General features: G+C 54.1%; 23 protein-coding genes and 1 pseudogene. 20 read left to right on the top strand and 4 right to left on the bottom strand.

Annotated features, from left to right (window positions below; all coding sequences use genetic code 11):
* Window positions 1-4: 4 nt before the first annotated feature.
* The 9 genes from NKJ21_RS17510 (at window position 5) to rpoS (ending at window position 6,818) form a co-directional block, all read left to right on the top strand.
* Complete coding sequence (locus NKJ21_RS17510) at window positions 5-331, top strand: DUF3561 family protein (protein ID WP_008806224.1); 327 nt, start codon at window positions 5-7, stop codon at window positions 329-331.
* Between the two features lie 140 nt (window positions 332-471).
* The gene (gene ftsB, locus NKJ21_RS17505) at window positions 472-789 is read left to right on the top strand and encodes a cell division protein FtsB (protein WP_002915156.1); all 318 of its coding nucleotides are present in this window, start codon (window positions 472-474) and stop codon (window positions 787-789) included.
* A gap of 19 nt (window positions 790-808) precedes the next feature.
* Complete coding sequence (gene ispD, locus NKJ21_RS17500; protein ID WP_008806223.1) at window positions 809-1,519, top strand: 2-C-methyl-D-erythritol 4-phosphate cytidylyltransferase; 711 nt, start codon at window positions 809-811, stop codon at window positions 1,517-1,519.
* A complete protein-coding gene (gene ispF / locus NKJ21_RS17495; RefSeq protein ID WP_008806222.1) occupies window positions 1,519-1,998 on the top strand; it encodes a 2-C-methyl-D-erythritol 2,4-cyclodiphosphate synthase in 480 nt (159 codons plus the stop codon). Before ispD ends, ispF begins: the two co-directional genes overlap by 1 nt.
* The gene (truD, locus tag NKJ21_RS17490) at window positions 1,995-3,044 is read left to right on the top strand and encodes a tRNA pseudouridine(13) synthase TruD (protein WP_012540736.1); all 1,050 of its coding nucleotides are present in this window, start codon (window positions 1,995-1,997) and stop codon (window positions 3,042-3,044) included. Before ispF ends, truD begins: the two co-directional genes overlap by 4 nt.
* A complete protein-coding gene (gene surE / locus NKJ21_RS17485; protein WP_016161720.1) occupies window positions 3,025-3,786 on the top strand; it encodes a 5'/3'-nucleotidase SurE in 762 nt (253 codons plus the stop codon). Before truD ends, surE begins: the two co-directional genes overlap by 20 nt.
* The gene (locus NKJ21_RS17480) at window positions 3,780-4,406 is read left to right on the top strand and encodes a protein-L-isoaspartate(D-aspartate) O-methyltransferase (protein WP_008806219.1); all 627 of its coding nucleotides are present in this window, start codon (window positions 3,780-3,782) and stop codon (window positions 4,404-4,406) included. Before surE ends, NKJ21_RS17480 begins: the two co-directional genes overlap by 7 nt.
* A gap of 125 nt (window positions 4,407-4,531) precedes the next feature.
* Window positions 4,532-5,668 (top strand): murein hydrolase activator NlpD, encoded by a 1,137-nt coding sequence (nlpD, locus tag NKJ21_RS17475; protein WP_008806218.1) that lies wholly within the window; start codon window positions 4,532-4,534, stop codon window positions 5,666-5,668.
* A gap of 157 nt (window positions 5,669-5,825) precedes the next feature.
* Entirely contained in the window at window positions 5,826-6,818 is a 993-nt protein-coding gene (rpoS, locus tag NKJ21_RS17470; RefSeq protein ID WP_002915106.1) for an RNA polymerase sigma factor RpoS, read from the top strand.
* A gap of 52 nt (window positions 6,819-6,870) precedes the next feature.
* Here rpoS and NKJ21_RS17465 read toward each other — a convergent pair whose 3' ends face one another.
* Both NKJ21_RS17465 and NKJ21_RS17460 read right to left on the bottom strand, forming a co-directional pair.
* On the bottom strand, window positions 6,871-7,248 hold the full coding sequence (locus NKJ21_RS17465) for a DUF4440 domain-containing protein (RefSeq protein WP_012540739.1): 378 nt from the start codon (window positions 7,246-7,248) through the stop codon (window positions 6,871-6,873).
* Window positions 7,245-8,447, bottom strand: coding sequence for an MFS transporter (locus NKJ21_RS17460; protein WP_239270467.1), 1,203 nt, complete (start codon window positions 8,445-8,447; stop codon window positions 7,245-7,247). The genes NKJ21_RS17465 and NKJ21_RS17460 overlap by 4 nt, the downstream gene beginning before the upstream one ends.
* A gap of 108 nt (window positions 8,448-8,555) precedes the next feature.
* Here NKJ21_RS17460 and NKJ21_RS17455 point away from each other — a divergent pair, with 108 nt between their 5' ends.
* Complete coding sequence (locus NKJ21_RS17455; RefSeq protein WP_254733060.1) at window positions 8,556-9,443, top strand: LysR family transcriptional regulator; 888 nt, start codon at window positions 8,556-8,558, stop codon at window positions 9,441-9,443.
* Between the two features lie 8 nt (window positions 9,444-9,451).
* Here NKJ21_RS17455 and NKJ21_RS17450 read toward each other — a convergent pair whose 3' ends face one another.
* On the bottom strand, window positions 9,452-9,859 hold the full coding sequence (locus NKJ21_RS17450) for a MarR family winged helix-turn-helix transcriptional regulator (RefSeq protein ID WP_008806213.1): 408 nt from the start codon (window positions 9,857-9,859) through the stop codon (window positions 9,452-9,454).
* Between the two features lie 174 nt (window positions 9,860-10,033).
* Here NKJ21_RS17450 and NKJ21_RS17445 point away from each other — a divergent pair, with 174 nt between their 5' ends.
* From NKJ21_RS17445 to NKJ21_RS17430, 4 genes are all read left to right on the top strand, one after another.
* Window positions 10,034-10,627, top strand: coding sequence for a non-oxidative hydroxyarylic acid decarboxylases subunit B (locus NKJ21_RS17445; RefSeq protein ID WP_239270468.1), 594 nt, complete (start codon window positions 10,034-10,036; stop codon window positions 10,625-10,627).
* Window positions 10,627-12,054 carry a non-oxidative hydroxyarylic acid decarboxylases subunit C gene (locus tag NKJ21_RS17440; protein ID WP_004205612.1) on the top strand — a complete coding sequence of 476 codons (1,428 nt, stop codon included), beginning with the start codon at window positions 10,627-10,629 and terminating at the stop codon, window positions 12,052-12,054. The genes NKJ21_RS17445 and NKJ21_RS17440 overlap by 1 nt, the downstream gene beginning before the upstream one ends.
* Before the next feature lie 10 nt (window positions 12,055-12,064).
* On the top strand, window positions 12,065-12,301 hold the full coding sequence (locus NKJ21_RS17435) for a non-oxidative hydroxyarylic acid decarboxylases subunit D (protein ID WP_002915098.1): 237 nt from the start codon (window positions 12,065-12,067) through the stop codon (window positions 12,299-12,301).
* Window positions 12,302-12,639: 338 nt separating this feature from the next.
* A complete protein-coding gene (locus tag NKJ21_RS17430; protein WP_002915097.1) occupies window positions 12,640-12,792 on the top strand; it encodes a Hok/Gef family protein in 153 nt (50 codons plus the stop codon).
* A 118-nt stretch (window positions 12,793-12,910) separates the two neighbouring features.
* Here NKJ21_RS17430 and mutS read toward each other — a convergent pair whose 3' ends face one another.
* A complete protein-coding gene (gene mutS / locus NKJ21_RS17425; RefSeq protein ID WP_254733057.1) occupies window positions 12,911-15,472 on the bottom strand; it encodes a DNA mismatch repair protein MutS in 2,562 nt (853 codons plus the stop codon).
* Between the two features lie 217 nt (window positions 15,473-15,689).
* On the opposite strand from mutS, the gene NKJ21_RS17420 reads away from it, so the two are divergent.
* From NKJ21_RS17420 to NKJ21_RS17395, 6 genes and pseudogenes are all read left to right on the top strand, one after another.
* Window positions 15,690-16,973, top strand: coding sequence for a site-specific integrase (locus tag NKJ21_RS17420; RefSeq protein WP_114443946.1), 1,284 nt, complete (start codon window positions 15,690-15,692; stop codon window positions 16,971-16,973).
* 167 nt (window positions 16,974-17,140) lie between these two features.
* Entirely contained in the window at window positions 17,141-18,931 is a 1,791-nt protein-coding gene (locus NKJ21_RS17415; protein ID WP_114443945.1) for a DUF262 domain-containing protein, read from the top strand.
* On the top strand, window positions 18,928-21,291 hold the full coding sequence (locus tag NKJ21_RS17410) for a DUF262 domain-containing protein (RefSeq protein ID WP_254733054.1): 2,364 nt from the start codon (window positions 18,928-18,930) through the stop codon (window positions 21,289-21,291). Before NKJ21_RS17415 ends, NKJ21_RS17410 begins: the two co-directional genes overlap by 4 nt.
* Before the next feature lie 71 nt (window positions 21,292-21,362).
* Window positions 21,363-21,758 (top strand): annotated as a pseudogene (locus NKJ21_RS17405) (tyrosine-type recombinase/integrase); the annotation flags it as partial.
* A 177-nt stretch (window positions 21,759-21,935) separates the two neighbouring features.
* The gene (locus tag NKJ21_RS17400) at window positions 21,936-23,675 is read left to right on the top strand and encodes a caspase family protein (protein ID WP_114443943.1); all 1,740 of its coding nucleotides are present in this window, start codon (window positions 21,936-21,938) and stop codon (window positions 23,673-23,675) included.
* The gene (locus tag NKJ21_RS17395) at window positions 23,672-24,532 is read left to right on the top strand and encodes a hypothetical protein (RefSeq protein WP_111768996.1); all 861 of its coding nucleotides are present in this window, start codon (window positions 23,672-23,674) and stop codon (window positions 24,530-24,532) included. Before NKJ21_RS17400 ends, NKJ21_RS17395 begins: the two co-directional genes overlap by 4 nt.
* Window positions 24,533-24,634 lie beyond the last annotated feature (102 nt).

Below are 24,634 nucleotides of genomic sequence, written 5' to 3'. Positions count from 1 at the left end.
CGATATGCGCAATACCCAGAACCTCAGTATTATTCGTTCAGAACCGCCTCCGGCGATCGGCGACGAGACCACCTGGTCTCTGTCGGGCGCTGCCGTGGGCTTTATTTCATGGCTGCTGGCGCTGGGTATTCCCTTCCTTCTCTATGGCAGTAATACGCTCTTCTTCCTCCTTTACACCTGGCCGTTCTTCCTTGCGTTGATGCCGGTGGCGGTAGTGGTCGGTATTGCGCTGCACTCTCTGCTCAATGGCAAACTGCTCTATAGCGCCAGCGCGACTATCCTGACCGTCGGGCTGATGTTTGCGCTACTCTTCCTCTGGCTGTTGGGATAACCCGTTTCCGGGATGAATCAAGCATGGGTATCGGCAGCAAAAATATGGTACAGTCCCCGCGTTACGCGGCATCGTCCGCGCGCCCCGGTAGCGTACCCGGGCGAGTTTTGGGATGATGATGCCGTTTTTCAGGGGGCAGGATGGGTAAACTAACGCTGCTATTATTAGCTTTGCTGGTCTGGCTACAGTATTCACTGTGGTTCGGTAAAAACGGCCTGCACGACTACACGCGGGTTAACGACGACGTCACCGCCCAGCAGGCGACTAACGCCAAATTAAAAGCACGCAACGATCAGCTATTTGCCGAAATTGACGACCTCAACGGCGGGCAGGAAGCGATCGAGGAGCGCGCGCGCAATGAACTCAGTATGACCCGCCCGGGCGAAACCTTCTATCGTCTGGTACCGGATGCGTCTAAACGCAACCAGGCATCGGGGCAACAGCAGAACAATCGATAACCAGGCCCAGGATTACGACATGGCAGCCACTTTTCCGGGCGTTTGCGCCGTGGTGCCGGCAGCCGGTTTTGGCCGCCGCATGCAAACGGAATGCCCGAAACAATATCTCTCAATCGGTAACAAAACGATTCTCGAACATGCCGTCGCCGCACTGCTGGCGAATGCGTGCGTCCAGCGCGTGGTGATTGCCGTCAGCCCCGGCGATCGGCGCTTCAGCCAGCTACCGCTGGCGCAGCACCCGCAAATTACCGTCGTGGATGGCGGCGCCGAGCGCGCCGATTCCGTGCTCGCGGGCCTGAAGGCGTTGCCGGAGGCGCAGTGGGTGCTGGTGCATGACGCCGCGCGCCCCTGCCTGCATCAGGACGACCTCAGCCGTCTGCTGGCGCTCAGCGAAACCAGCCGTGTCGGCGGGATCCTCGCGGCGCCGGTGCGCGACACCATGAAGCGCGCCGAGCCGGGCAAAACCGCTATCGCCCATACCGTCGATCGTAATGACCTGTGGCATGCGCTCACCCCGCAATTTTTCCCTCGCGAGCTGCTGGTGGATTGCCTCACCCGGGCGCTGAACGAGGGGGCGACCATCACTGATGAAGCCTCGGCGCTGGAGTACTGCGGCTTCCATCCGCAACTGGTCGCCGGTCGCGCGGATAATATTAAAGTGACGCGCCCGGAAGACCTGGCGCTGGCTGAATTTTACCTCACCCGTTCCCGACACCAGGAGAAAGCTTAATGCGAATTGGACATGGTTTTGACGTACACGCTTTTGGCGGTGAAGGCCCAATCATTATTGGCGGGGTACGCATTCCTTATGAAAAAGGGCTGCTGGCCCACTCCGACGGCGACGTCGCGCTGCATGCGCTGACCGACGCGCTGCTGGGCGCCGCGGCGCTCGGCGATATCGGCAAACTGTTCCCCGATACCGATCCGGCGTTTAAAGGCGCCGATAGCCGCGAACTGCTGCGCGAAGCGTGGCGTCGTATTCAGGCCAAAGGCTATACGCTCGGCAACGTCGACGTCACCATTATCGCCCAGGCGCCGAAGATGCTGCCGCATATTCCGCAGATGCGCGTCTTTATCGCGGAAGATCTCGGCTGCCATATGGACGACGTCAACGTGAAAGCGACCACCACCGAGAAGCTGGGCTTCACCGGCCGCGGGGAAGGGATCGCCTGCGAAGCGGTCGCGCTGCTGCGTAAGGCCGAAAAATGATCGCCTTTGACCAACTGACCTGGCTGCACGGCAAGCCGCAGAGCAGCGGGCTGCTGAAAGCCAATCCGGAAGATTTTCTGGTAGTGGAGGATCTGGGCTTTGCGCCGGACGGCGAAGGCGAACATGTGCTGGTGCGGATCCTGAAAAACGGCTGCAATACGCGCTTTGTCGCCGACGCGCTGGCGAAATTCCTCAAGATCCACGCCCGAGAAGTGAGCTTCGCCGGGCAAAAGGATAAGCACGCCGTCACCGAGCAGTGGCTGTGCGCGCGGGTGCCCGGCAAAGAGATGCCGGACCTGAGCAAATTTCAGCTCGAGGGCTGCCAGGTACTGGAATATGCCCGCCATAAGCGTAAGCTGCGTTTAGGCGCGCTGAAAGGCAACCAGTTTACCGTGATCCTGCGCGAGATTAGCCATCGCCAGGACGTGGAGACGCGTCTGCAGGCCATCGCTGAACGGGGCGTACCGAACTATTTCGGCGCGCAGCGCTTTGGCATTGGCGGCAGTAATCTGCAGGGCGCGTTGCGCTGGGCGGAAAGCGACGCGCCGGTGCGCGATCGCAATAAGCGCAGTTTTTGGTTGTCGGCGGCCCGCAGTGCGTTGTTTAATCAGCAAGTCAGTATTAGATTAAAAAAAACGGAATTTAATCAGGTTGTTGATGGCGATGCGCTACAATTAGCGGGGCGTGGGAGCTGGTTTGTCGTCACACCGGAAGAACTCGAGGTTTCGCAGGCGCGGGTGCACAACCGCGAACTGATGATCACGGCTGCGCTGCCGGGCAGCGGCGACTGGGGAAGCCAGCGCGACGCTCTGGCCGCCGAGCAGGCCGCCATCGCCGAAGAAACGTCGCTGCAGGCGCTGTTGGTGCGGGAGAAAGTTGAGGCGGCGCGCCGGGCGATGCTCCTCTATCCGCAGCAGCTTAGCTGGAACTGGTGGGATGACGTAACCGTTGAACTGCGTTTCTGGCTGCCGGCGGGCAGCTTCGCCACCAGCGTGGTCAGGGAGCTTATCAATACAACGGGTGACTATGCGAATATTGCTGAGTAACGATGACGGGATCCATGCGCCGGGGATACAGACCCTGGCAAAGGCCTTAAGGGAGTTTGCCGAGGTCCAGGTTGTTGCACCCGATCGTAACCGCAGCGGAGCCTCGAATTCGCTGACGCTGGAATCATCCCTGCGTACGTTTACCTTTGAAAATGGCGACATCGCCGTCCAGATGGGCACCCCGACCGACTGCGTCTATCTCGGCGTGAACGCGCTGATGCGCCCGCGTCCGGACATCGTCGTTTCCGGCATTAACGCGGGTCCCAACCTGGGCGATGACGTCATCTATTCCGGCACCGTGGCCGCAGCGATGGAAGGTCGCCATCTGGGGTTCCCCGCGCTGGCCGTGTCGCTGAACGGCTATCAGCATTACGATACCGCCGCGGCGGTAACCTGCACCATTCTGCGCGCCTTAAGCCGCGAGCCGCTGCGTACCGGACGGATCCTTAACATCAACGTGCCGGATCTCCCGCTTGATCAAATCCAGGGCATTCGCGTGACCCGCTGCGGCAACCGCCATCCGGCCGACCAGGTGATCCCGCAAAAAGATCCGCGCGGCAACACCCTGTACTGGATTGGCCCGCCGGGCGATAAGCGCGATGCCGGGCCGGGCACCGATTTTGCGGCAGTGGATGAAGGCTATGTTTCCGTGACGCCATTGCACGTCGATTTAACCGCCCATCAGGCGCATGAGGTAGTCAGCGATTGGCTGGAACGTGTCGGGGTTGACGGGCAATGGTAAGTAAACGTGTTGAAAGTTTGTTGAATCAACTGCGCACGCAGGGCATCGTCGATGAGCGTGTCCTCGAGGCGATCGCGCGGGTCCCGCGCGAAAAATTTGTTGATGAAGCCTTTGAACATAAAGCGTGGGAAAACACCGCGCTGCCGATTGGCCAGGGGCAGACCATCTCCCAGCCTTACATGGTGGCGCGGATGACCGAGTTGCTGACGCTGACGCCGGAGTCGCGCGTGCTGGAGATCGGCACTGGTTCCGGCTACCAGACGGCCATCCTGGCGCACCTGGTGCATCACGTTTGCTCGGTGGAGCGGATTAAGAGTTTACAGTGGCAGGCGCGTCGTCGCCTGAAACAACTTGATTTACATAATGTTTCAACCCGTCATGGCGATGGGTGGCAAGGTTGGCAGGCACGGGCGCCATTTGATGCCATTATTGTGACGGCGGCGCCGCCGGAGATTCCAACCGCGCTGCTGGCGCAGCTGGATGACGAAGGCGTGCTGGTGCTGCCGGTTGGCGAAGAGCATCAGTTTCTCAAACGGATCCGTCGCCGGGGCAACGAATTTATCATTGATACCGTCGAGGCCGTTCGCTTTGTTCCCCTGGTGAAGGGGGAGCTGGCCTGAGACCCGGATTATTCCAGGTTTTTTTTGCCTGACTTTAGGCGTAGGGTGGACGCATTTTTCAGTGTCCTGGCCGGGCGCCGCCCGGTAAGCAAGATATTGGCAGTTAACATATTCCTGGGGGATAAATGAGCGCGGGAAGCACCAAATTTACCGTCAGCCGTATTGCGGCTCTTTCACTGGTTTCACTCTGGCTGGCCGGGTGTACCAACACCAATAATCCGCCAGCGCCGGTTAGCTCTGCCGGCGGTGCCGCCTCTTCCAGCACCAACTCCGGCATGCTGATTACGCCGCCATCCTCCGGCGTCAAGTCTGCTCCTCAGGCGCAGCCGATCCAGCCGGTACAGACCCAGACCATTCAGCCGCAGCCGACGCCGATGGCGCAGGAGCCGGTGCAGACGGTGAACGGTAAGATCGTTTACAACCGCAAATATGGCGATATTCCGAAAGGTAGCTACACCGGCGGCAGTACCTATACGGTCAAACGCGGCGACACGCTGTTCTATATCGCGTGGGTCACCGGCAACGATTTCCGTGACCTGGCGCAACGCAACAATGTCCCGGCCCCGTACGCCCTGAACGTGGGTCAGGTGCTGCAGGTCGGCAACGCCTCAGGCCAGCCGATCACCGGTGAAAACGCCGTTTCTCAGGCCAGCGCAAGGGCGAGCGGCGGTGCGACAGCCACCACAACTTCTGCACAAAAATCGACCGCGGTGGTTGCTTCACAACCGACTATTACGTATTCTGAATCTTCAGGTGAACAGAGTGCTACCAAGATGTTGCCTAATAATAAACCAGCGACCACGACCACAACGGTTGTCGCGCCGGTGACGGCACCAACAACGGTGAGCACAACCCAGCCGACTGCAAGCAGTACGTCAACCAGTTCGCCGATCTCATCATGGCGCTGGCCGACTGATGGCAAGGTTATCGAGAACTTTAGCGGCGCGGAAGGCGGCAATAAAGGTATCGACATTGCAGGCAGTAAGGGACAGGCTATTGTCGCGACCGCCGATGGGCGTGTCGTCTATGCCGGTAACGCACTGCGCGGCTACGGTAATCTTATTATCATCAAACACAACGATGATTACCTGAGTGCCTACGCTCATAACGATACCATGCTGGTTCGGGAGCAACAGGAAGTCAAAGCGGGGCAGAAAATCGCTACCATGGGTAGCACCGGAACCAGCTCAACAAGATTACATTTTGAAATTCGTTACAAGGGGAAATCCGTCAACCCGCTGCAGTACTTACCGCAGCGATAATTTGGCAAAGTACGGATAAGCGAAGCATCAGCTAACAGGCGCCAGGGCGGTGTCTACGTCCCTCTCGCAGAGAGGGCAGGGGAAATCGTCCAGGCGTCGTTTGTTGATGTGCCGTGGAAGGTGCTTTGCTCAGGGATCACGGGTAGGAGCCACCTTTATGAGTCAGAATACGCTGAAAGTTCATGATTTAAATGAAGACGCGGAATTTGATGAGAACGGAATTGAGGTTTTCGACGAGAAGGCCTTAGTAGAAGAGGAACCCAGTGATAGCGATCTGGCTGAGGAAGAGCTGCTGTCGCAAGGCGCAACACAACGCGTACTTGACGCCACTCAGCTTTATCTTGGAGAGATTGGTTATTCCCCACTGCTGACCGCGGAAGAGGAAGTCTATTTCGCGCGTCGCGCACTGCGTGGTGATGTCGCTTCACGCCGTCGCATGATTGAAAGCAACCTGCGTCTGGTGGTGAAGATTGCCCGTCGTTACAGCAATCGTGGTCTGGCGCTGCTGGATCTGATTGAAGAAGGTAACCTCGGTCTGATCCGCGCCGTTGAAAAGTTTGACCCGGAACGTGGGTTCCGTTTTTCGACTTATGCGACCTGGTGGATCCGCCAGACTATTGAACGGGCGATCATGAACCAAACCCGTACGATCCGTTTGCCGATCCACATTGTTAAAGAGCTGAACGTCTATCTGCGTACCGCGCGCGAGTTGTCCCATAAGCTGGACCACGAGCCGAGTGCGGAAGAGATTGCCGAACAGCTGGACAAACCGGTCGATGACGTCAGCCGTATGCTGCGTCTGAACGAGCGCATCACCTCCGTGGATACTCCGCTGGGTGGCGATTCAGAAAAAGCGCTGCTGGATATTCTGGCCGATGAGAAAGAGAACGGCCCGGAAGACACCACGCAGGACGATGATATGAAGCAAAGCATCGTCAAATGGCTGTTCGAACTGAACGCCAAGCAGCGTGAAGTTCTGGCGCGTCGTTTCGGTCTGCTGGGTTATGAAGCAGCCACGCTGGAAGATGTGGGCCGTGAAATTGGCCTCACCCGCGAGCGTGTGCGGCAGATCCAGGTGGAAGGTCTGCGTCGCCTGCGGGAAATTCTGCAGGGGCAGGGGCTGAATATCGAAGCGCTCTTCCGCGAATAAGATCTTTTCTCTCAAAAAGGCCCCCTCGACAGTCGGGGCCTTTTTCTTTGCGCTAGCCGAGTCGGGTTTCCTGCAGATGACGCCAGATCATTTTTCCTTCCGCTTGCTGAAAAATCGCCGTCGACCAGCGTACGTTCTCACTGCCATCCGCCAGCGTTTGGCTTTCACGGTATAGCACTGCGGCGCCGTCGTGCCACTCGCTAATGATTTTCGCCTGATCCACCACGATGTGTAATCCCGGACGGGTTGCCCCCGCATGGTGGAAAAAACGGCTCACCGCCGGGTAGTCCATCTTCTCGCCGCCCGGAGGGATCATGATGAATTCGGCGGCAAAACGTGTCATCAGCGCCTCAGCGCTTCCTTCCCCCTGGCTTAACCAGCGTTCGATAAGGACATGGGCGTCGAGGACTTCCTGCAGATAAGGGTTCATGACTTCTCCAGTGTAGTGTGCAGGCGATGGATAATCGCCCGATTGTTCAGCCGCAGGCAAAACAGCAGCGGCAACAGGGTGATGGCAGCGGTGCTAATAAACCCCCCCTGCCAGGCGTAGACCGGCGGGAACACCCTCAGCAGCAGGGCGAGCAGCGCGCTGCCGGCAAAGAAGCTGAGCTGGCGGTTCAGATTCCACAGCGCGCTGGCGTCAGGCATCTCTTCGGCAGGCGTATGCAGGAAGGCGCTGCTTTGCGCAGTACTGCTGCATAAGCTGCCTCCGCCGCCCATCAGCGTAAAGGCCAGAATCAACAGCGCCAGCGGGCTGTGCGTATCGATCTTCAGCAGCAGCAGGATCCCCGCCGCCTGTAGCAAGCAGCCAACCATCACCAGCGGTCGTGGTCCGAAGCGGTTGAAATACCTGCCGGTAAAAGTGATGGCGGCAAACGAGGCCAGCGACCAGGGCACCATCAGGGCACCGATGGCCCCCGGCGCCATCCCGGTGACGCGTTGCAGGTAGAACATCCCGACCACGTTGACGCCAATGAACATCCCCGGTACGCAGAGGTAGATCAGCATCGCGAAGCGCAGCAGGGGATCGGCCAGCAACGACAGCGGAAGAAAGCGAGTTGGGCGAACCGGGCCGGGGCTGTCGTTCAGCCATCGCACCGCCAGCACAAAGGTTAGCAGAGCCACAGGCAGGCTGGCGAAAAAGACCCAGCGCCAGCTGAAGGCCTCGACTAACAGGCCGCCGATCGCCGGCGAGCAGGCTGGCGCCAGCAGGCCGACCAGCATCACCGCCGCCGAGAGTTTCGCCCGCTCATGCGGCTGAAACAGCGGCCACGTCAATGCCTGGCCAAGGGGGATTAACAGCCCGCCGCCCATCCCCTGCAGCGTCCGCCAGAAAATCAGCTCGCCGAGACTGCTGGCAAGCCCTGCCGCCAGCGCGCCGAGGTTGAACAGCCCCAGCGAGAGTAAAAACAGTCGTTTCGCCCCCCAGCGCTGACTAAGCCAGGCACTGAACGGTACGACGACCGTCAGACCGAGAATATAAGCATTGCTGACCCACGCCAGCTGAGAGACGGAAACCGTCAGCGCGCGGCTGATGGCCGGGAAGGCGATGCTGGCGATAAACATATTGATCAAATCGAGAAAAAAGCCGAACAGAAAAACGGTGGCAACGCGGTGGCGATAGGTCATGGTTCCCTCCCTCAGACAGGCGGCTACTGTAAACCCGGTTCTGCGGGGGATAAACGGGGCTGGTCGGGATATACTGTCTGAATATTTTTGACAATCATCCGGACGACAATGCTTAATCTTCAGCGTGTGACCATGTTTATCGCCGTGGTGGATGCCGGCAGCTTCACCCTGGCCGCTGCGGCGCTGGGGCAGACCAAGGCGGTGGTCAGCTTTAACGTGCGGCAACTGGAAAATGAACTGGGGGTGACCCTGCTGCTGCGCTCAACGCGTCGTCTGCGCCTCACCGACGCCGGGACGTTGTTCTATCAGCGTGGGGTGGCGCTGCTGAAAGCGGCGGAAAATCTGCAGGATGAGGTGCGGGCCAGCCATACCGGCTTAAATGGCGAGCTGCGGATCACCACCACGCCGGAGTATGGCGCGCAGGTTATCATTCCGGCGCTGTCCGCGTTTGCCCGTCGTCACCCGGCGCTGCGGGTGCGCCACGTCTCCTCCTCCCATCATGCGGACCTCATTTCAGAACGATTTGATGTGGCGATACGCCTCGGTACGCTGGCCGATTCCCGCTATCGGGCGACGCGGATAGCCAGTTTCGCGATCCTGCCCGTCGCCTCTCCGGCCTGGCTGGCAAGCCATCCGGTGCAGACGCTGTCCGATCTGGCGCAAGCTGACTGGATTATTCATGAGCGTCTGTCGGCGCCGCTGCGCTGGCAGCTGCGCACGGATCAACAGACAGAGGTGGATTTCGCCATCGCCAGCGCGCCGCGCTTTTCAGCCGACAGCGCTACGGCGCTGATGAGCTTTGCCCTGGCCGGGTGCGGCATCGCCTTGCTGCCGGCATGGCTGGTAGCCGAAAAAGTGGCGCAGCGGGAGCTGGTGCCGCTCCTGTCGGAATACCATTTCCCACAGCAGGGCGTGTATGCCCTTTATCCCGATGCGCAGCATATGCCGACCCGGGTGCGGGCGTTTATTGACTTCCTGCGCGAGAAGGTCGGTTAAGCGCCCGTTCAGGGCGCCATCATTTTGCGCACCAGCCGGGTGAACTGTTCACGTTCGCCATCGCTCAGGCGGCCGAGAAACTCGTCATCGATCTCATTGCCCTGCGGAATCGAACGGTTAAGCAACGCCTCGCCTTGTTCGGTCAGATAGACAAAACGGCGGCGTTTATCGGCGGGATCGTGTTCCCGGCGCACCAGGCCGCGCGCCTCCATCCGGCTGAGCATCTCCGCCAGCGTGGCCTTGGTACTGACCGCCGCTTCAATCAGCACGACCTGCTCAATACCCGGCTGCTCCGCTACCGAGCGCATCACCGCATACTGAGGTTTAGTCAGGTCCGGTAACGCCTGCTGCCAGCGGGCGGTATGTTGTTGAAAAAGCTGGCGCAGCAGGTGAAATGCTTCGTTTCGTAACTCCATGAATACTCCGTAACAAAACTGTCACCTCTATGATAGCCGTTCGTACGCCATTTTATACCCTTTCTGCGTTTTTGATTAAAAATGCGCACGTATACGAACGATCTTGTCATCCCCGTCCGGAGAGGGTAATTTAAATATAAAGTTCGTGTACGAACAAAGTGAATGAGGTCTGGAATGAAACTGATTATTGGGATGACGGGGGCCACCGGGGCTCCGCTTGGGGTGGTATTGCTGCAGGCGCTACGTGATATGCCGGAGGTGGAAACCCACCTGGTGATGTCGAAATGGGCCAAAACCACCATTGAGCTGGAAACGCCCTGGACAGCGCGCGAAGTGGCCGCGCTGGCGGACTTTTCCCACAGCCCGGCAGACCAGGCCGCCACCATCTCTTCCGGTTCATTTCGTACCGACGGCATGATCGTTATTCCCTGCAGTATGAAAACGCTGGCAGGCATTCGCGCGGGCTATGCCGAAGGGCTGGTGGGCCGCGCGGCGGACGTGGTGCTCAAAGAGGGGCGCAAGCTGGTGCTGGTCCCGCGGGAAATGCCGCTCAGCACGATCCATCTGGAGAACATGCTGGCGCTGTCGCGCATGGGCGTGGCGATGGTGCCGCCGATGCCGGCTTACTACAACCACCCGGAGACGGTTGACGATATCACCAATCATATCGTCACCCGGGTGCTGGATCAGTTTGGCCTCGACTATCACAAAGCGCGCCGCTGGAACGGCTTGCGCACGGCAGAACAATTTGCACAGGAGATCGAATAATGGCTTTTGATGATTTGCGCAGCTTTTTGCAGGCGCTGGATGACCAGGGACAACTGCTGAAAATCAGTGAAGAGGTGAACGCTGAGCCCGATCTGGCGGCGGCCGCCAATGCCACCGGACGCATCGGCGACGGCGCCCCGGCGCTGTGGTTCGATAATATTCGCGGCTTTACCGACGCCCGCGTGACGATGAACACCATCGGCTCGTGGCAGAACCATGCCATCTCGCTGGGCCTGCCGCCCAACACGCCGGTGAAAAAGCAGATTGATGAATTCATTCGCCGCTGGGATAACTTCCCGGTGACGCCAGAGCGCCGCGCCAACCCGGCGTGGGCGGAAAACACCGTGGATGGCGACGATATCAACCTGTTCGATATTCTGCCACTGTTCCGCCTCAACGATGGTGACGGCGGTTTCTACCTCGATAAAGCCTGTGTCGTTTCGCGCGATCCGCTTGATCCTGACAATTTCGGTAAGCAAAACGTCGGTATCTACCGCATGGAAGTGAAAGGCAAGCGCAAACTCGGTCTGCAGCCGGTGCCGATGCACGATATCGCGCTGCATCTGCACAAAGCGGAAGAGCGTGGGGAAGATCTGCCGATTGCTATCACCCTCGGTAACGACCCGATTATTACCCTGATGGGCGCCACGCCGCTGAAATACGATCAGTCAGAATATGAAATGGCTGGCGCGCTGCGCGAGAGCCCGTATCCCATCGCCACCGCGCCGCTGACCGGCTTTGATGTGCCCTGGGGCTCGGAAGTGATCCTCGAAGGGGTCATTGAAGGGCGTAAGCGTGAGATCGAGGGGCCGTTCGGTGAGTTTACCGGTCACTACTCCGGCGGTCGTAACATGACGGTAGTGCGTATCGACAAAGTCTCGTATCGCAGCAAACCGATTTTTGAATCGCTCTATCTCGGTATGCCGTGGACCGAAATTGACTATCTGATGGGGCCGGCGACCTGCGTGCCGCTGTATCAGCAGTTGAAGGCAGAGTTCCCGGAAGTGCAGGCGGTCAACGCCATGTACACCCATGGTCTGCTGGCGATCATCTCCACCAAAAAACGCTACGGCGGTTTTGCCCGCGCGGTGGGCCTGCGGGCGATGACCACTCCGCACGGCCTCGGCTATGTGAAGATGGTGATCATGGTTGATGAAGACGTCGACCCGTTCAACCTGCCACAGGTGATGTGGGCGCTCTCCTCGAAGGTTAACCCGGCGGGAGACCTGGTGCAGTTGCCGAACATGTCGGTCCTTGAACTTGACCCAGGCTCCAGCCCGGCAGGCATCACCGACAAACTGATTATCGACGCCACCACCCCGGTTGCGCCGGACCTTCGCGGCCACTACAGCCAGCCGGTGCAGGATCTGCCGGAAACCAAAGCCTGGGCTGAAAAACTGACCGCTATGCTGGCCAACCGTAAATAAGGAGAAGAAGATGATTTGTCCACGTTGCGCCGATGAAAAGATTGAAGTCATGGCGACCTCGCCGGTGAAAGGGGTCTGGACCGTGTATCAGTGCCAGCACTGTCTTTACACCTGGCGAGATACCGAGCCGCTGCGCCGCACCAGTCGCGAACACTATCCGGAAGCGTTCCGCATGACGCAGAAAGATATTGATGAGGCACCGCAGGTGCCACACGTACCGCCGCTATTGCCGGAAGATAAGCGTTAATAAAAAGGGCCCGCTAAGTCGGGCCTTTTTTATATTTAGTACAATTATGGAAGCTATTTTTTCATTAAATTAAAAAATTACGTGAGGGGTTAATATACTGGGATGACTTTGCGAGCCTGCTTCCAGATTATTATAAAATCCGTCTGATTAATTCCTTGCAGATAAATTTCACGCCCTGACGAGTATAGAATAGCGGCGGGTGCTTGAGGCTGTCTGGCCTTGAGCATTACCAGGACCCCAGACAGACGAAAGCCCCAGGAGATATTTCTATCAACTGAGGCTAGCGAATGAACATCGACAATTCAGATGTTAGTCTCTTCTTTGCAGGGAGGCAAGATATGCTGACAAAATATGCCCTTGTGGCAATCATCGTACTCTGTATTACAGTACTGGGATTTACGCTGTTGGTGCACAGCTCACTATGCGAGCTGAGTATTAAAGAGCGTAATATTGAGTTTAAAGCTGTTCTCGCTTACGAATCGAAGAAGTAGCATCCGCGCGGGGGCAACCCCGCGTATGGGTTGTCAGGACGCATCCTCTAGCACCCATTTTTAGTTTGTTAAAACGGCAGCGCTGAGCGGCGCTGCCGTTTTTCACCTTAATGGGTGGCTAAACCAGGCTTTTCAGACGGTAGATCCACTCCAGCGCCTGACGCGGGGTCAGGGAGTCGGGATCAAGATTCTCCAGTGCCTCAACCGCAGGCGAGGTCTCTTCCGGGGCGGCGAGCAGCGACATCTGCGTGCCGTCGACCTGGGTCGCCGCCGCGTTGGGCGAGATGCTCTCCAGCTCGCGCAGTTTCTGCCGCGCGCGCTTGATCACCTCTTTCGGCACCCCGGCCAGCGCGGCGACCGCCAGGCCATAGCTCTTGCTGGCCGCGCCATCCTGCACGCTGTGCATAAAGGCGATGGTATCGCCGTGCTCCAGCGCGTCGAGGTGGACGTTGGCGACGCCTTCCATTTTCTCCGGCAGCTGAGTGAGCTCGAAGTAGTGGGTGGCGAACAGCGTCAGCGCCTTGATTTTGTTGGCCAGATTTTCCGCACAGGCCCACGCCAGCGATAGCCCGTCGTAGGTGGACGTGCCGCGGCCAATCTCATCCATCAGCACCAGGCTATGCTCGGTGGCGTTGTGCAGAATATTGGCGGTTTCAGTCATCTCCACCATAAAGGTCGAGCGGCCGCTGGCCAGGTCATCCGCCGCGCCGACGCGGGTAAAGATGCGATCGATGGGCCCGATCTCCACCTTCTGCGCCGGGACGTAGCTGCCGATATAGGCCAGCAGCGCAATCAGCGCGGTCTGGCGCATATAGGTACTTTTACCGCCCATGTTCGGCCCGGTGATGATCAGCATCCGCCGCTGCGGCGCCAGCTGCAGCGGGTTGGCGATAAACGGCTCTTTCAGCACCTGCTCGACCACCGGATGGCGGCCTTCGCTGATGCGAATGCCCGGCTTATCGCTAAAGGTCGGGCAGCAATAGTTCAGGGTTTCCGCACGTTCCGCCAGGTTGACCAGCACGTCCAGCTCGGCCAGCGCGCTGGCGCTGGTTTGCAGGTCGGCGAGATGCGGCAGCAGCAGGTCGAACAGTTCGTCATAAAGCTGTTTTTCCAGTGCCAGCGCTTTGCCCTTGGAGGTCAGCACTTTATCTTCGTATTCCTTCAGCTCAGGAATAATGTAGCGTTCGGCGTTCTTCAGCGTCTGGCGGCGCACGTAGTGGATCGGCGCGAGGTGGCTCTGGCCGCGGCTAATCTGGATGTAGTAGCCGTGGACGGCGTTGTAGCCGACTTTCAGGGTATCGAGGCCCAGCTGCTCGCGCTCGCGGATCTCCAGCTTATCGAGATAATCGGTGGCGCCATCGGCCAGCGCCCGCCACTCGTCCAGCTCTTCGCTATAGCCCGGAGCGATGACTCCGCCGTCGCGGACCAGCACCGGCGGCGCGTCAATCACCGCGCGCTCCAGCAGTTCGCGCAGTTCGGTGAACTCGCCCATTTTCTCGCGCAATTTTTGCACCGGCTGACGGTCAACGTCGGCCAGCAGCTCACGCAGCAGCGGCAACTGCTGCAGGGCATGACGCATGCGGGCTAAATCGCGTGGACGGGCGGTACGCAGCGCCAGGCGCGCCAGAATACGTTCCAGATCGCCGACCTGGCGCAGCACCGGCTGCAGCTCGGTATAGCGCTCCTGCAGCGCGCCGATGGTCTGCTGGCGCTCCACCAGCACGGCGGTATCGCGGACCGGCATATGCAGCCAGCGCTTGAGCATCCGGCTGCCCATCGGCGTCACCGTACAGTCGAGTACCGAGGCCAGGGTGTTGTCGGTGCCGCCGGCCAGATTCTGTGTGATCTCGAGGTTACGGCGGGTGGCGGCATCCATAATGATGCTGTCCTGCTGGCGTTCCATGGTGATGGAACGGATGTGCGGCAGCGAGGTGCGCTGAGTGTCTTTGACATACTGCAGCAGGCAGCCGGCGGCGCACAGGCCGCGTGGGGCGTTTTCCACGCCGAAGCCGACCAGATCGCGGGTGCCGAACTGCAGGTTAAGCTGCTGGCGCGCGGTGTCGATTTCAAATTCCCACAGCGGGCGACGGCGCAGACCGCGGCGGCCCTCGATCAGCGACGATTCGGCAAAATCTTCCGCATACAGCAGTTCCGCCGGATTAGTACGCTGCAGCTCTGCCGCCATGGTTTCGCGGTCGGCCGGTTCACTCAGGCGAAAGCGCCCGGAGCTGATATCCAGCGTCGCGTAACCAAAGCCCTTGCTGTCCTGCCAGATGGCGGCCAGCAGGTTGTCCTGGCGCTCCTGCAGCAGCGCTTCATCGCTGATGGTGCCCGGCGTAACGATACGCACCACTTTACGCTCGACCGGTCCCTTGGTGGTGGCCGGATCGCCAATCTGCTCGCAAATGGCCACCGACTCGCCCTGATTGACCAGTTTGGCGAGGTAGTTCTCCACAGCGTGGTGGGGGATGCCGGCCATCGGGATGGGTTCGCCCGCGGAGGCGCCGCGCTTGGTCAGCGAGATATCGAGCAGCTGCGACGCGCGTTTCGCATCGTCATAAAATAGCTCGTAAAAATCCCCCATCCGGTAAAACAGTAGAATGTCAGGATGTTGCGCCTTCAGCTTGAGATACTGCTGCATCATTGGGGTGTGCGAGTCTAAATTTTCTATTGTACTCATAGGTTTGTGATGTCCATTTTCTTAATTTTTAATGAGTTAGTGATTTTTATGGTTATCATTTGGTTTCACGTTGTCTCATCGGATATCATGAAATCCTACATTTATATGTAGGTTAAAGTGTAGCTTGCCAACCTATAGCCTGGTAAAATATGGGCACATACAGCGCAACCTACATTTATGTTCATGACTGCATAAGGTGCATGATAACGGAGTCTTTATGGCAGGAAAACAAGAGGGAAAGCCACTTTCGTTTAAAGCGGTAGAAATGATGAAGCCTGGCGACAAAGATAAGGCTGATGTAGGCGAAAATCGAGGCTTACGTGTCTCCTGTGGTGCAACTGGGGTTAAGTCTTTTTTCTACCGTTACACAAGCCCTCTGACTGGCAAGCTTGCTCAGGTTAAAATTGGTAACTTCCCGCAGACTTCTCTCGCCGCTGCACGTCTTAAACTTCACGAATTAAAGCTCCTCCGACAGGAAGGTCGGTGCCCTGCGACTGAACTCAAAAAAGATAAGCTCCAGCGTGCGATTGAAGCTGAACAAGCTAAGATCCCTGAATTGACCGTACAGGGATTAGTTGAACTGTATCTTACCGAACGTATTGAGGATCGTAAAACGAAGGACGGAAAGATCATACCCGGTGCCAGAAAGCCGAAAGGGCAGGCTGAGGTTCGTCGTACTCTCTATGGTGACGCTGTTAAAAGCTTAGGAACCCGGAATGCTGCTGAGATTACGCGCCAGGATGTCATTAATTTAATCAATGGCATTGTAGCTCGAGGTGCAACTGTACAGGCAGGGAATGTACTGAGGGAGCTTTCACTCGCATATGAATTTGCAATTGGCCTTGGACGTTTTGATGATAGTTTTGCGAATCCAGCGCTGTTAGCAAAATCCAGCTTACGACAGACCAGAATCAAGCTCACAAATGGACGTGGAACACGAGTACTGAGCGAGGATGAACTTGCAAAATTTCTTAAATGGCTTCCGGGTTCGGCTTATACGCCAACGATCAAAAACGTGTTACGTCTGACCCTCTGGACCGGGTGTCGTACCGGTGAAGTCTGCAATATGGCATGGAAGGATGTTGATCTTGAAAAAGGCACCATTCATCTTAGAGAAACCAAGACTGGGGTAGAGCGTTATGTTCAATTATCGGATCAAGCGATCGACTTTCTCAAGGTTCTACGGCTTACCTCTGACAAATATCTATTCCCTTCGCAAGCCACGAAGAAGCCAATCCAGCAGAAGTATCTAACTGAAAACTCATGGCGTTTACGTGAAAGCGGCCAAATGCTTGATATACCTCATTGGACACCCCACGATCTACGTCGTACAGTGCGGACAGGATTATCCCGCTTGCAATGTCCAAATGAGGTGGCTGAGGCCATACTGGGGCATACGCGCGGTGGTGTTGAGGGTATTTATAACTTGTATAAGTATGACGCTGAGTGCCGGAAGTGGTTGCAAATGTGGGCTGATTATTTAGACAAAGTTAAAATTTAAACTGCACCTTGAAATAATACTGTTCCGACTTTAATAGGTTAATTTTAAATAGTCGATGAATCCTTGTTTTTGAGCATTTGAGTGCGCTCTTATGCGGCTATAAATATTCGAGCTAGTAGAGAGTAAAACATTAGCTAAAAACTATTGCCTTAGAGGTCCCGTTTGGTATGGCGACACAACAAATTCAATTGAAAACCGTTCATGAACTACGCACTTTCCTTGCAGATGGACGGCCCCAACGCTTTTTCATCCCAGCCTATCAGAGAGGGTACCGTTGGTCCTCGTTCCAGATAACCCAGCTTTTGGATGACATTCACGAGTTCACTCAGCGACCCAACCCTCAGCCTCAGGAGTTCTACTGCTTACAGCCCTTAGTAATCAAATCGCGGCTACAAGGGGACTGGGAGGTAGTAGATGGTCAGCAACGGCTGACCACACTTTTGTTGGTCCTTCGTCACTTTAACGAACGTTTAGCCGAGCGATTCCGTCAGCCACTCTATAAGCTGGATTATGAAACTCGCCCCAAACTGCCGACCTTTTTAGAAGAGCCTTCCTCTGAACTAGCGGAGACTAACGCTGACTATTTTCATCTTTATCTAGCTATGCAGACCATAGAGGACTGGTTTGCTCGACACGAGAGTGAGGTGGAAACGATCAAGGCTGCGATAATAAACCAGGTCAAGCTCATCTGGTTCGAGTTGGCAGAAGGAGATCATCCGGTTGAGGCTTTCACCAGGCTGAATGTAGGTAAGATACCGCTAACATCAGACGAACTTATCCGCGCGCTGTTTCTGCGTCGAAGCACCGGTGCCAGTGCTGATCCCACAAGCGCTCAGTTACGCATAGCCTATGAATGGGACCAGCTGGAAAAAGCCCTCCAAAACGATGCTTTTTGGTACTTCATAAGCAACAAGCCAGCTCCTGCTCAGAACCGCATTGGCCTATTGTTTGAACTGGTTGCGCAAGAAGACGGTTTATCGCAGTTATGGCAGTATGACACCTATGCAACATTTCATCATGTCAATGGGCGGCTCAAGGCATCCGGTGCCAGCGTTGAAGACGAGTGGGCACGCATTAAGTCCAGCTTCCTGCAATTAGAAGAATGGTTTGAGGATCGTAGGCTCTTCCATATGGTGGGTTTTCTGGTTCATCAAAGTGTCGGAATCAACGAAATCCGCAAACTGGCGCAAGGCACGACTAAGAGCAGTTTCGAGCTGACTTTGCGTTGTAAGATCTTCCACCTCGTTACAGGTGATGCGCTGTCTGTTCCTTTGAGCGAGGAGGTTGTACGAGAGCGCCTGTCTACACATATGGATGGACTCAGCTACGATCGTAAGTCGAGCCACGGCCGCATTCGTGCTTGGTTGCTTCTATTCAACCTCGCAACCTTGTTGCAAGATGTGCGCTCAAATCTGCGTTTCCAGTTCGACAGTTTCAAGACCCAGTGCTGGGATATCGAGCATATTCGCTCCGTTAGCGATGACAGGCCTGGCCGTACGGACGCGCAAAGGACCTGGCTGGAACATTGCCTTAGATTTCTCGCTACACAAGGCTCGAATGATGCTTTATATGAAGAGATTAAGATCAACTTAGTTGACCAAGCATCTTCTAAGCTTCCTGAAGTGTTTGACGAACTGTATGACAGAGTGCTGGAGTTTTTTTCCGAAGCGGGGGAGTGGGAGGAGGAGCATGGTTTGTGCAATCTGACTCTGCTGGATGAACATACCAACCGTAGTTACGGCAATGCTGTGTTTGCGGTAAAGCGCCAGAGATTACTATCCCTGGATCAGGCTGGTATTTTTGTGCCGCTGTGCACCCGCAACATTTTCCTGAAATGCTACAGTCCCCAGGTGGGCAATGCCCTGTTCTGGGCTGAGCATGACCGAGAAGCTTACGAAATAGCCATGCTGGATACACTCACCCACTTTTTCTGCGGCAGCAAAAGGGAAATTCAATGAACCTAGGCCAACAAATCACCTACATTCAGCTGCTGCAACAGCATACACATATCCAAATCCCGATTATTCAGCGTGACTACGCCCAAGGCCGGCCTGATGAGCAAGAGGTTCGTGATACTTTCCTTGCCGCACTGGAAGATGCTCTGCTCAAGCCCACTCATGACGTCAGCTTGCCGCTAAATTTAGACTTTATTTATGGCAGTGTTGAAGAATGCCAAGGAAAGACACAGTTCCTCCCTTTAGACGGGCAGCAGCGTTTGACCACCTTGTTTCTGCTTCATTGGTATTTGGCATGGCGCGATAGCGCCTGGGAAGAATTTACAGCATTGTTCGTGGCAGAGGGAAAGTCTCGTTTCCGCTACGGAGTTCGGCCTAGTAGTAATGATTTTTTTGACCAGTTGGTGGTGTATCGTCCAACCGAAGCTGTGGACGAGGTGGTTTCGCTTGCGGACATTGTATGCGATCAACCTTGGTTTTTCCGAAGCTGGCTACGCGACCCCTCTATCCAGTCTGTTCAAGGAATGATGGACGCCATCCATGAGCGCTTTGCAACCCATTCGAACTTATTCGCTAGACTGGTAGACGAAGCTCGCCCAGCTGTCACATTTCAACTCCTAGGTCTGCATGACTTTGGCCTCTCGGATGACCTTTACATCAAGATGAATGCCCGGGGAAAGCCTCTCACTGAGTTCGAAAACTTCAAGGCTCGTTATGAGCAGTTGCTTAAAACTAAGTTTGTAGATCGCAGGTTTTATATTGGTGACAGCTCATTTCCCATCCATGAATACGTGTCCATCCAACTGGACACGCATTGGGGAGACTTATTCTGGCAATTTCGTGACAAAGAAAGCAACCTATTTGATCAAGCTTTCCTTCGCTTGTTTAGGGTGGTGGCTTTGGTAACGCGAGACTCAGGGGGAGAAGCATTCAATAAAGATACCGAGCTGTTGCGCAATATATATAGCACATTGTCATTCCAAGACTATCACCACCGAGATTGGCTTGATGAGCGTTTTTCTACGTCGCTTATTTATTTGCTGGATACGTTACACGCAGAAAAAAATAGATTGTACACGGGGTTGCTAAACGATCAGTTCTTTAATGAGTCATCCATACTAGGCAAAATTATTAGTCCGTACTTCACCTCCCTAAGCTATAGCGAAGCGGTGCAGTTCGCGGCCTATGTGGGCTATCTCCACAAACATGAGGGCAAGCCTGGGCCAGAGGCATTCCATCACTGGATGAGAGTTATCAAGAATCTGTCAGTGAATACTACCTATAACCGGGTAGATGATTTCCGGCGTAGCGTTGAAAGTGTAAATGCACTTTTGATTCATGCAGATAGTATTCTGGAGTATCTAGCGAATCCCGACAACTCTGTGGATGGCTTCAATAGGCTTCAAATTAACGAGGAGCGCATCAAGTGTGCATTGATACTAGCCCATGAAGGGTGGGGGCCTCTTATCCAAACAGCGGAGGTACATGGATACTTTGCTGGACAAATTGACTTCCTAATAGAGTACTCAGGTGTAGCGGATCAGTTTAAAATGGTAGCTCCCTGTGACTGGACCGCTGACCAACATCTTGAGCTCCAGCATGCCTTTGAGCACTACTGGAGCTGGGCTCATGCTACCTTTTCGAATGTTGGCTTAAAGGAATTTGGTGCGTACTATTGGCTGCGGGCTCTTTTGAGTTTAGGGGACTGCTTGCTGCCAAAGGGAAAAAATCAGTCCTTCTTAGTTGATCGTGCAGATGATGAAGCCAGCTGGAAGCGATTCTTACGCTCTGAAGGAAAACGCGGTCTGCTGAAAAATCTGTGGGACCGAATGAATCCACATATTGACTTGTCGAATCAACTACAAGATGTCATTTCTAGTGCGCCCCTGAGTGAGGACTGGCGACGATTGATTGTCGATACTCCGGCAGTCATCAAGTTTTGTGAAGCTCGAGCCCTTCGCGTTGAGTCTAACGAGAGGGTTTACATACTAAAGCGCAGTCAACTTAATGGTGAACATGCCGAGTTGCTCACATTCTGCCTTTATCAGAAACTTAGGGATAAATTGCAAGCTTTTAACAATTTAAATATAACTTATATGACCGCAGTCGGTACTGCCTTCTGCCCTTATATCAGACTGATCTGCCTTCAGACTGAGGGGTGGCCTGAATTCAGCATCGTCGCAGAACGCAGCCAATTCATCATAAGTACATTATTACCTACAAAGGAAATTGACCCACAAATTGGTGCCACGCTTAGAGACATTTTTCACTTCCAAGAAAATGATTATTTTCAGATAGCGACGGACAGCCGTGATGTTGAACATGTGTTGGCGCAGCTAAATCGATACTCTGTGAGTTGCTAGCTGTTGTGGTTGTATGGACTGACCCCATTAAGTTGGTCAGTCCACCGATCCTTATACGGTTTACCGCTGCTCTTGAAAAAGGGACAATTCATTTGCTCATTTGCGAGAAACCAACACAGTAGTCAAGCCCTCCCTACGCTCAGCTATCGGATCAGGTAATCGACTTTCTAAAGGTTTTATGCCTTACCTCTGACAAATATCTGTTTCCTTCACTGGCTACGAAGAAGCCAATCTAGCAGAAGTATCTAACTGAAAACTCATGGCGTTTACGTGAAAGCGGTCAAATGCTTGATATACCTCATTGGACGCCCCATGAACTGCGCCGTACAGTACGTATAGGGCTATCTCGTTTGCAATGTCCAAACGAGGTAGCTGAGGCTATATTGGGGCATACGCGCGGTGATGTTGAGGGGATTTCTAACTTGTATATGTATGACACTGAGTGCCGGACATGGCTGCAGGTATAGGCGGATTACGTAGATGAATTACTATAATTTTCTGATTGTAAAAAGAATTATGCGGATAGAGTAACCTTAGCGCTGAACTCACCATGGCTGTTTGGGCGTTGTTAGGAAGTACATTGGGCCATCATAGGGCATGAAGTAGCGCCCGCCCCATAGAGTCTTGGAAATAGGAGAATAATTGTGAAGCTATGTCTGACCATTGGGGTTTCGAAAGCACCTCCGCTTTCATATTTGCCTGGAGCGATTACAGTTGCTAATGAAATGGGGGATTGGGCGAGGAATACCGGATTTGTGACGGAGGTTATTACTGATGAAAACAACATACCTGTCACAATAGATCGCATCAAAAAAATTCTTCTCAAAATGCTTCCAATAAACGACGAGGTGGAACTTTTTATTTTACATTTTGCAGGGCATGGATTTCGTGACGGTGCAGAACAAAACATTTGGCTTCCTAGTGATTGGCACCAAGAACTGCGTGCTATATCTGTGGAAGCACTAAAGTCACGGCTTTACAGGCATGGAATAAAAAGCTTATCGATTTTTGGCGATGCGTGCCGGTCGCTACCTTCAGATATTGAAACAGCAGATATTTGCGGTGATCCGGTTCTTCCTCGAGGACCTTATGAGGTTTCTATCCCTGCTATTGCTCGTTTCAATGCTGTTGTGGATGGTCAGCAGGCGTACATGCTAAAAGGAGATAATATTGCCCCATCCCGATGCGTTTTTTCTACGGTTTTGCTCGAAGGTCTGTGTGGTCTAAAGGACGAAGCGTTTGATAAGTATATTCCGGATAGTGTGATTCCTGACTCGCTTGCATCATTCTCTTCGGAACGATTAAAGGAGATTAGCGAAATATACGATTTGAATTTTTCTCCCGATTTCGCCCCCGGTTTTCCCAGAGATCATGCAATTTATTTCCTTCGTAACAAAGGGGCTAGTAATGTAGTTCTGCCAAAATGGCCAGAACCGCGTTCAAAATATCAACTGCATGATAAAAATGAAGAAGATATACAGGCTGGAATCTCTGGAGTTAACACTAAAATATTTAAGCGGCATGTCCTAGATAGCTTATTTCTGCACCTAAACCCTGATATGCCGAAATTCAATTTGGCTATACGTGGTGCTGTGCCCAAAAAAGTATGGAGTACATCTTCAGTCGAAAGATACTCGAATGATGATGATGGAGCAACGTATTATGTTGATGTCGCTGCCGAAAATGCCGTTCAAATCCTTGTAGAGTTTGAAGATGCTGTTTTTGCATCGGCGGTAGTGTATGCAGATCTCACTACGGTGATAAGTCGTGATATCAGTGGGGGCATCAGTTGGGCTTGCACTTCTGGAATGGCTTTACCTACTAGGCGTTTGCGCTCGTTTATTGCCACGATAGAGAATCTTCAAGCAGGCAATCTTACGGCTGATAAAGTAGACAATATAGCGGCGCAGTTACGTTCAGATAAGCACGCAAATCCAACATTGGGCGCCATTTCAAGCTATTTGTACGATTATACAGGAGATGTGGATAGCATACGCCGTATGGCCTATTTTTATATCCAGCATAATCAACCTATTCCTTTCGACGTGGCCTTTATGGGACTCCTTTCATTTAAAAAAATAGGGCTTCACGAGACGTTGGTAAAAGTTCCATCAGTAAAGGCACGAGCTCGATCTGACGCGAACGATATGTTTCCACGCTGGGTTACTGGAGCTACTCATGAGAGAATGGGAGTGGTTGCTGGGCTATGGCCTTGGCTCCGTCAGGGGTGGGTATTCATGGATGAACCTGAACCTCAAGAAAAAGCTGTGGCGGAAGAAATAAGTAATATTGCTACATTTTTACTACCTTCACCGTTTACTTCATTCAGTGCAACAGGAGGAAGAATGTTGATTGAAAAATTCCATATGGAGGTAAGTAATTGAACGTGTTGATGATTCATGGTATCGGGCAAGAAGCATCGACTAAAAATGAGCTTCTCGAAAAATGGACAGCATCTCTCCATAGTGTTCAACCTGGCTTGCTAGGGAGTTCCTCAATTGAAATGGCATATTACGGCGAGATTCTTGCCAACTGGACAACAGGCAAGACAAAACAAGCAGTTGCATTGGGGGAAGGGAGTATTGAAGTTGATATGGGCAATGCCGATGAATTGAAATTCCTCAGCACTGTTTTAAACGAGTTTGCCATTAAAAATAATATAGACGAAGCCCAAATTGCTGTTGCAGAAGGCGGCATTGTACCTATGGATAATGCTATCGTAAGGCGGCTTGTAGGGCTGGCTCGCTTGGTTGAAAAACTCGCTCCGGATAAAGGTAATCTTCTGCTTCGACTGATAAGACAGGGGCATACTTATCTTTCGTCACCAGGGGCTGCAAAAGCGGTTGATGACATTGTACGCCCTCTTTTGCTCAGGACTCCACAGGTCTTAATTACTCACTCACTCGGTACCGTTATTGCTTTTAAATTACTACGAGAGATGGAAAAAAAAGGGGAAGGTATTAAAATTCCACTTCTTATCACCATGGGTTCACCTCTTGCTTTAGAGGCTTTCAAAGCAAAACTTGGCCCGCCGCGTCGTAAACCTGTTTTTGTCGAAAGATGGGAAAACTTCTATGATCCATCAGATTTCGTTGCTCTAGGTAAACCGTTGGATGAGAAAAATTTCGCTAGCGATATCTTTAACGATGGTACGGTCGATAATAATACTTTCAATGCTCACGGAATTGTTGGTTATCTCCCACATCAAGGGGTCGTCAATGCGCTGAAACGTGTTTTATAATATCCTAATCGCAATCGTTGATAGCAGGACGATAAGGCCAGAGAAAATGGCGTCTTCTAGACTGAAGAAGACGCTTATTACGGACTATTATATAAACGTATA

Source organism: Klebsiella sp. SWET4, from assembly GCF_024296565.1.
Classification (GTDB): Bacteria; Pseudomonadota; Gammaproteobacteria; order Enterobacterales; family Enterobacteriaceae; genus Klebsiella; species Klebsiella variicola.
The sequence above is the reverse complement of the archived record's forward strand: the minus strand, read 5'-3'. Positions and strand labels throughout refer to the sequence as shown.

Excerpts from the sequence above, each read along its gene's own strand:
- rpoS (WP_002915106.1), top strand. The coding sequence starts at position 5,826 with ATGAGTCAGAATACGCTGAAAGTTCATGATTTAAATGAAGACGCGGAA.
- NKJ21_RS17455 (WP_254733060.1), top strand. The coding sequence starts at position 8,556 with ATGCTTAATCTTCAGCGTGTGACCATGTTTATCGCCGTGGTGGATGCC.
- NKJ21_RS17435 (WP_002915098.1), top strand. The coding sequence starts at position 12,065 with ATGATTTGTCCACGTTGCGCCGATGAAAAGATTGAAGTCATGGCGACC.
- NKJ21_RS17465 (WP_012540739.1), bottom strand. The coding sequence starts at position 7,248 with ATGAACCCTTATCTGCAGGAAGTCCTCGACGCCCATGTCCTTATCGAA.
- NKJ21_RS17445 (WP_239270468.1), top strand. The coding sequence starts at position 10,034 with ATGAAACTGATTATTGGGATGACGGGGGCCACCGGGGCTCCGCTTGGG.
- NKJ21_RS17420 (WP_114443946.1), top strand. The coding sequence starts at position 15,690 with ATGGCAGGAAAACAAGAGGGAAAGCCACTTTCGTTTAAAGCGGTAGAA.
- NKJ21_RS17450 (WP_008806213.1), bottom strand. The coding sequence starts at position 9,859 with ATGGAGTTACGAAACGAAGCATTTCACCTGCTGCGCCAGCTTTTTCAA.
- NKJ21_RS17410 (WP_254733054.1), top strand. The coding sequence starts at position 18,928 with ATGAACCTAGGCCAACAAATCACCTACATTCAGCTGCTGCAACAGCAT.
- ftsB (WP_002915156.1), top strand. The coding sequence starts at position 472 with ATGGGTAAACTAACGCTGCTATTATTAGCTTTGCTGGTCTGGCTACAG.
- truD (WP_012540736.1), top strand. The coding sequence starts at position 1,995 with ATGATCGCCTTTGACCAACTGACCTGGCTGCACGGCAAGCCGCAGAGC.
- mutS (WP_254733057.1), bottom strand. The coding sequence starts at position 15,472 with ATGAGTACAATAGAAAATTTAGACTCGCACACCCCAATGATGCAGCAG.
- ispF (WP_008806222.1), top strand. The coding sequence starts at position 1,519 with ATGCGAATTGGACATGGTTTTGACGTACACGCTTTTGGCGGTGAAGGC.
- NKJ21_RS17510 (WP_008806224.1), top strand. The coding sequence starts at position 5 with ATGCGCAATACCCAGAACCTCAGTATTATTCGTTCAGAACCGCCTCCG.
- NKJ21_RS17460 (WP_239270467.1), bottom strand. The coding sequence starts at position 8,447 with ATGACCTATCGCCACCGCGTTGCCACCGTTTTTCTGTTCGGCTTTTTT.
- NKJ21_RS17430 (WP_002915097.1), top strand. The coding sequence starts at position 12,640 with ATGCTGACAAAATATGCCCTTGTGGCAATCATCGTACTCTGTATTACA.
- NKJ21_RS17440 (WP_004205612.1), top strand. The coding sequence starts at position 10,627 with ATGGCTTTTGATGATTTGCGCAGCTTTTTGCAGGCGCTGGATGACCAG.
- surE (WP_016161720.1), top strand. The coding sequence starts at position 3,025 with ATGCGAATATTGCTGAGTAACGATGACGGGATCCATGCGCCGGGGATA.
- NKJ21_RS17480 (WP_008806219.1), top strand. The coding sequence starts at position 3,780 with ATGGTAAGTAAACGTGTTGAAAGTTTGTTGAATCAACTGCGCACGCAG.
- ispD (WP_008806223.1), top strand. The coding sequence starts at position 809 with ATGGCAGCCACTTTTCCGGGCGTTTGCGCCGTGGTGCCGGCAGCCGGT.
- nlpD (WP_008806218.1), top strand. The coding sequence starts at position 4,532 with ATGAGCGCGGGAAGCACCAAATTTACCGTCAGCCGTATTGCGGCTCTT.
- NKJ21_RS17415 (WP_114443945.1), top strand. The coding sequence starts at position 17,141 with ATGGCGACACAACAAATTCAATTGAAAACCGTTCATGAACTACGCACT.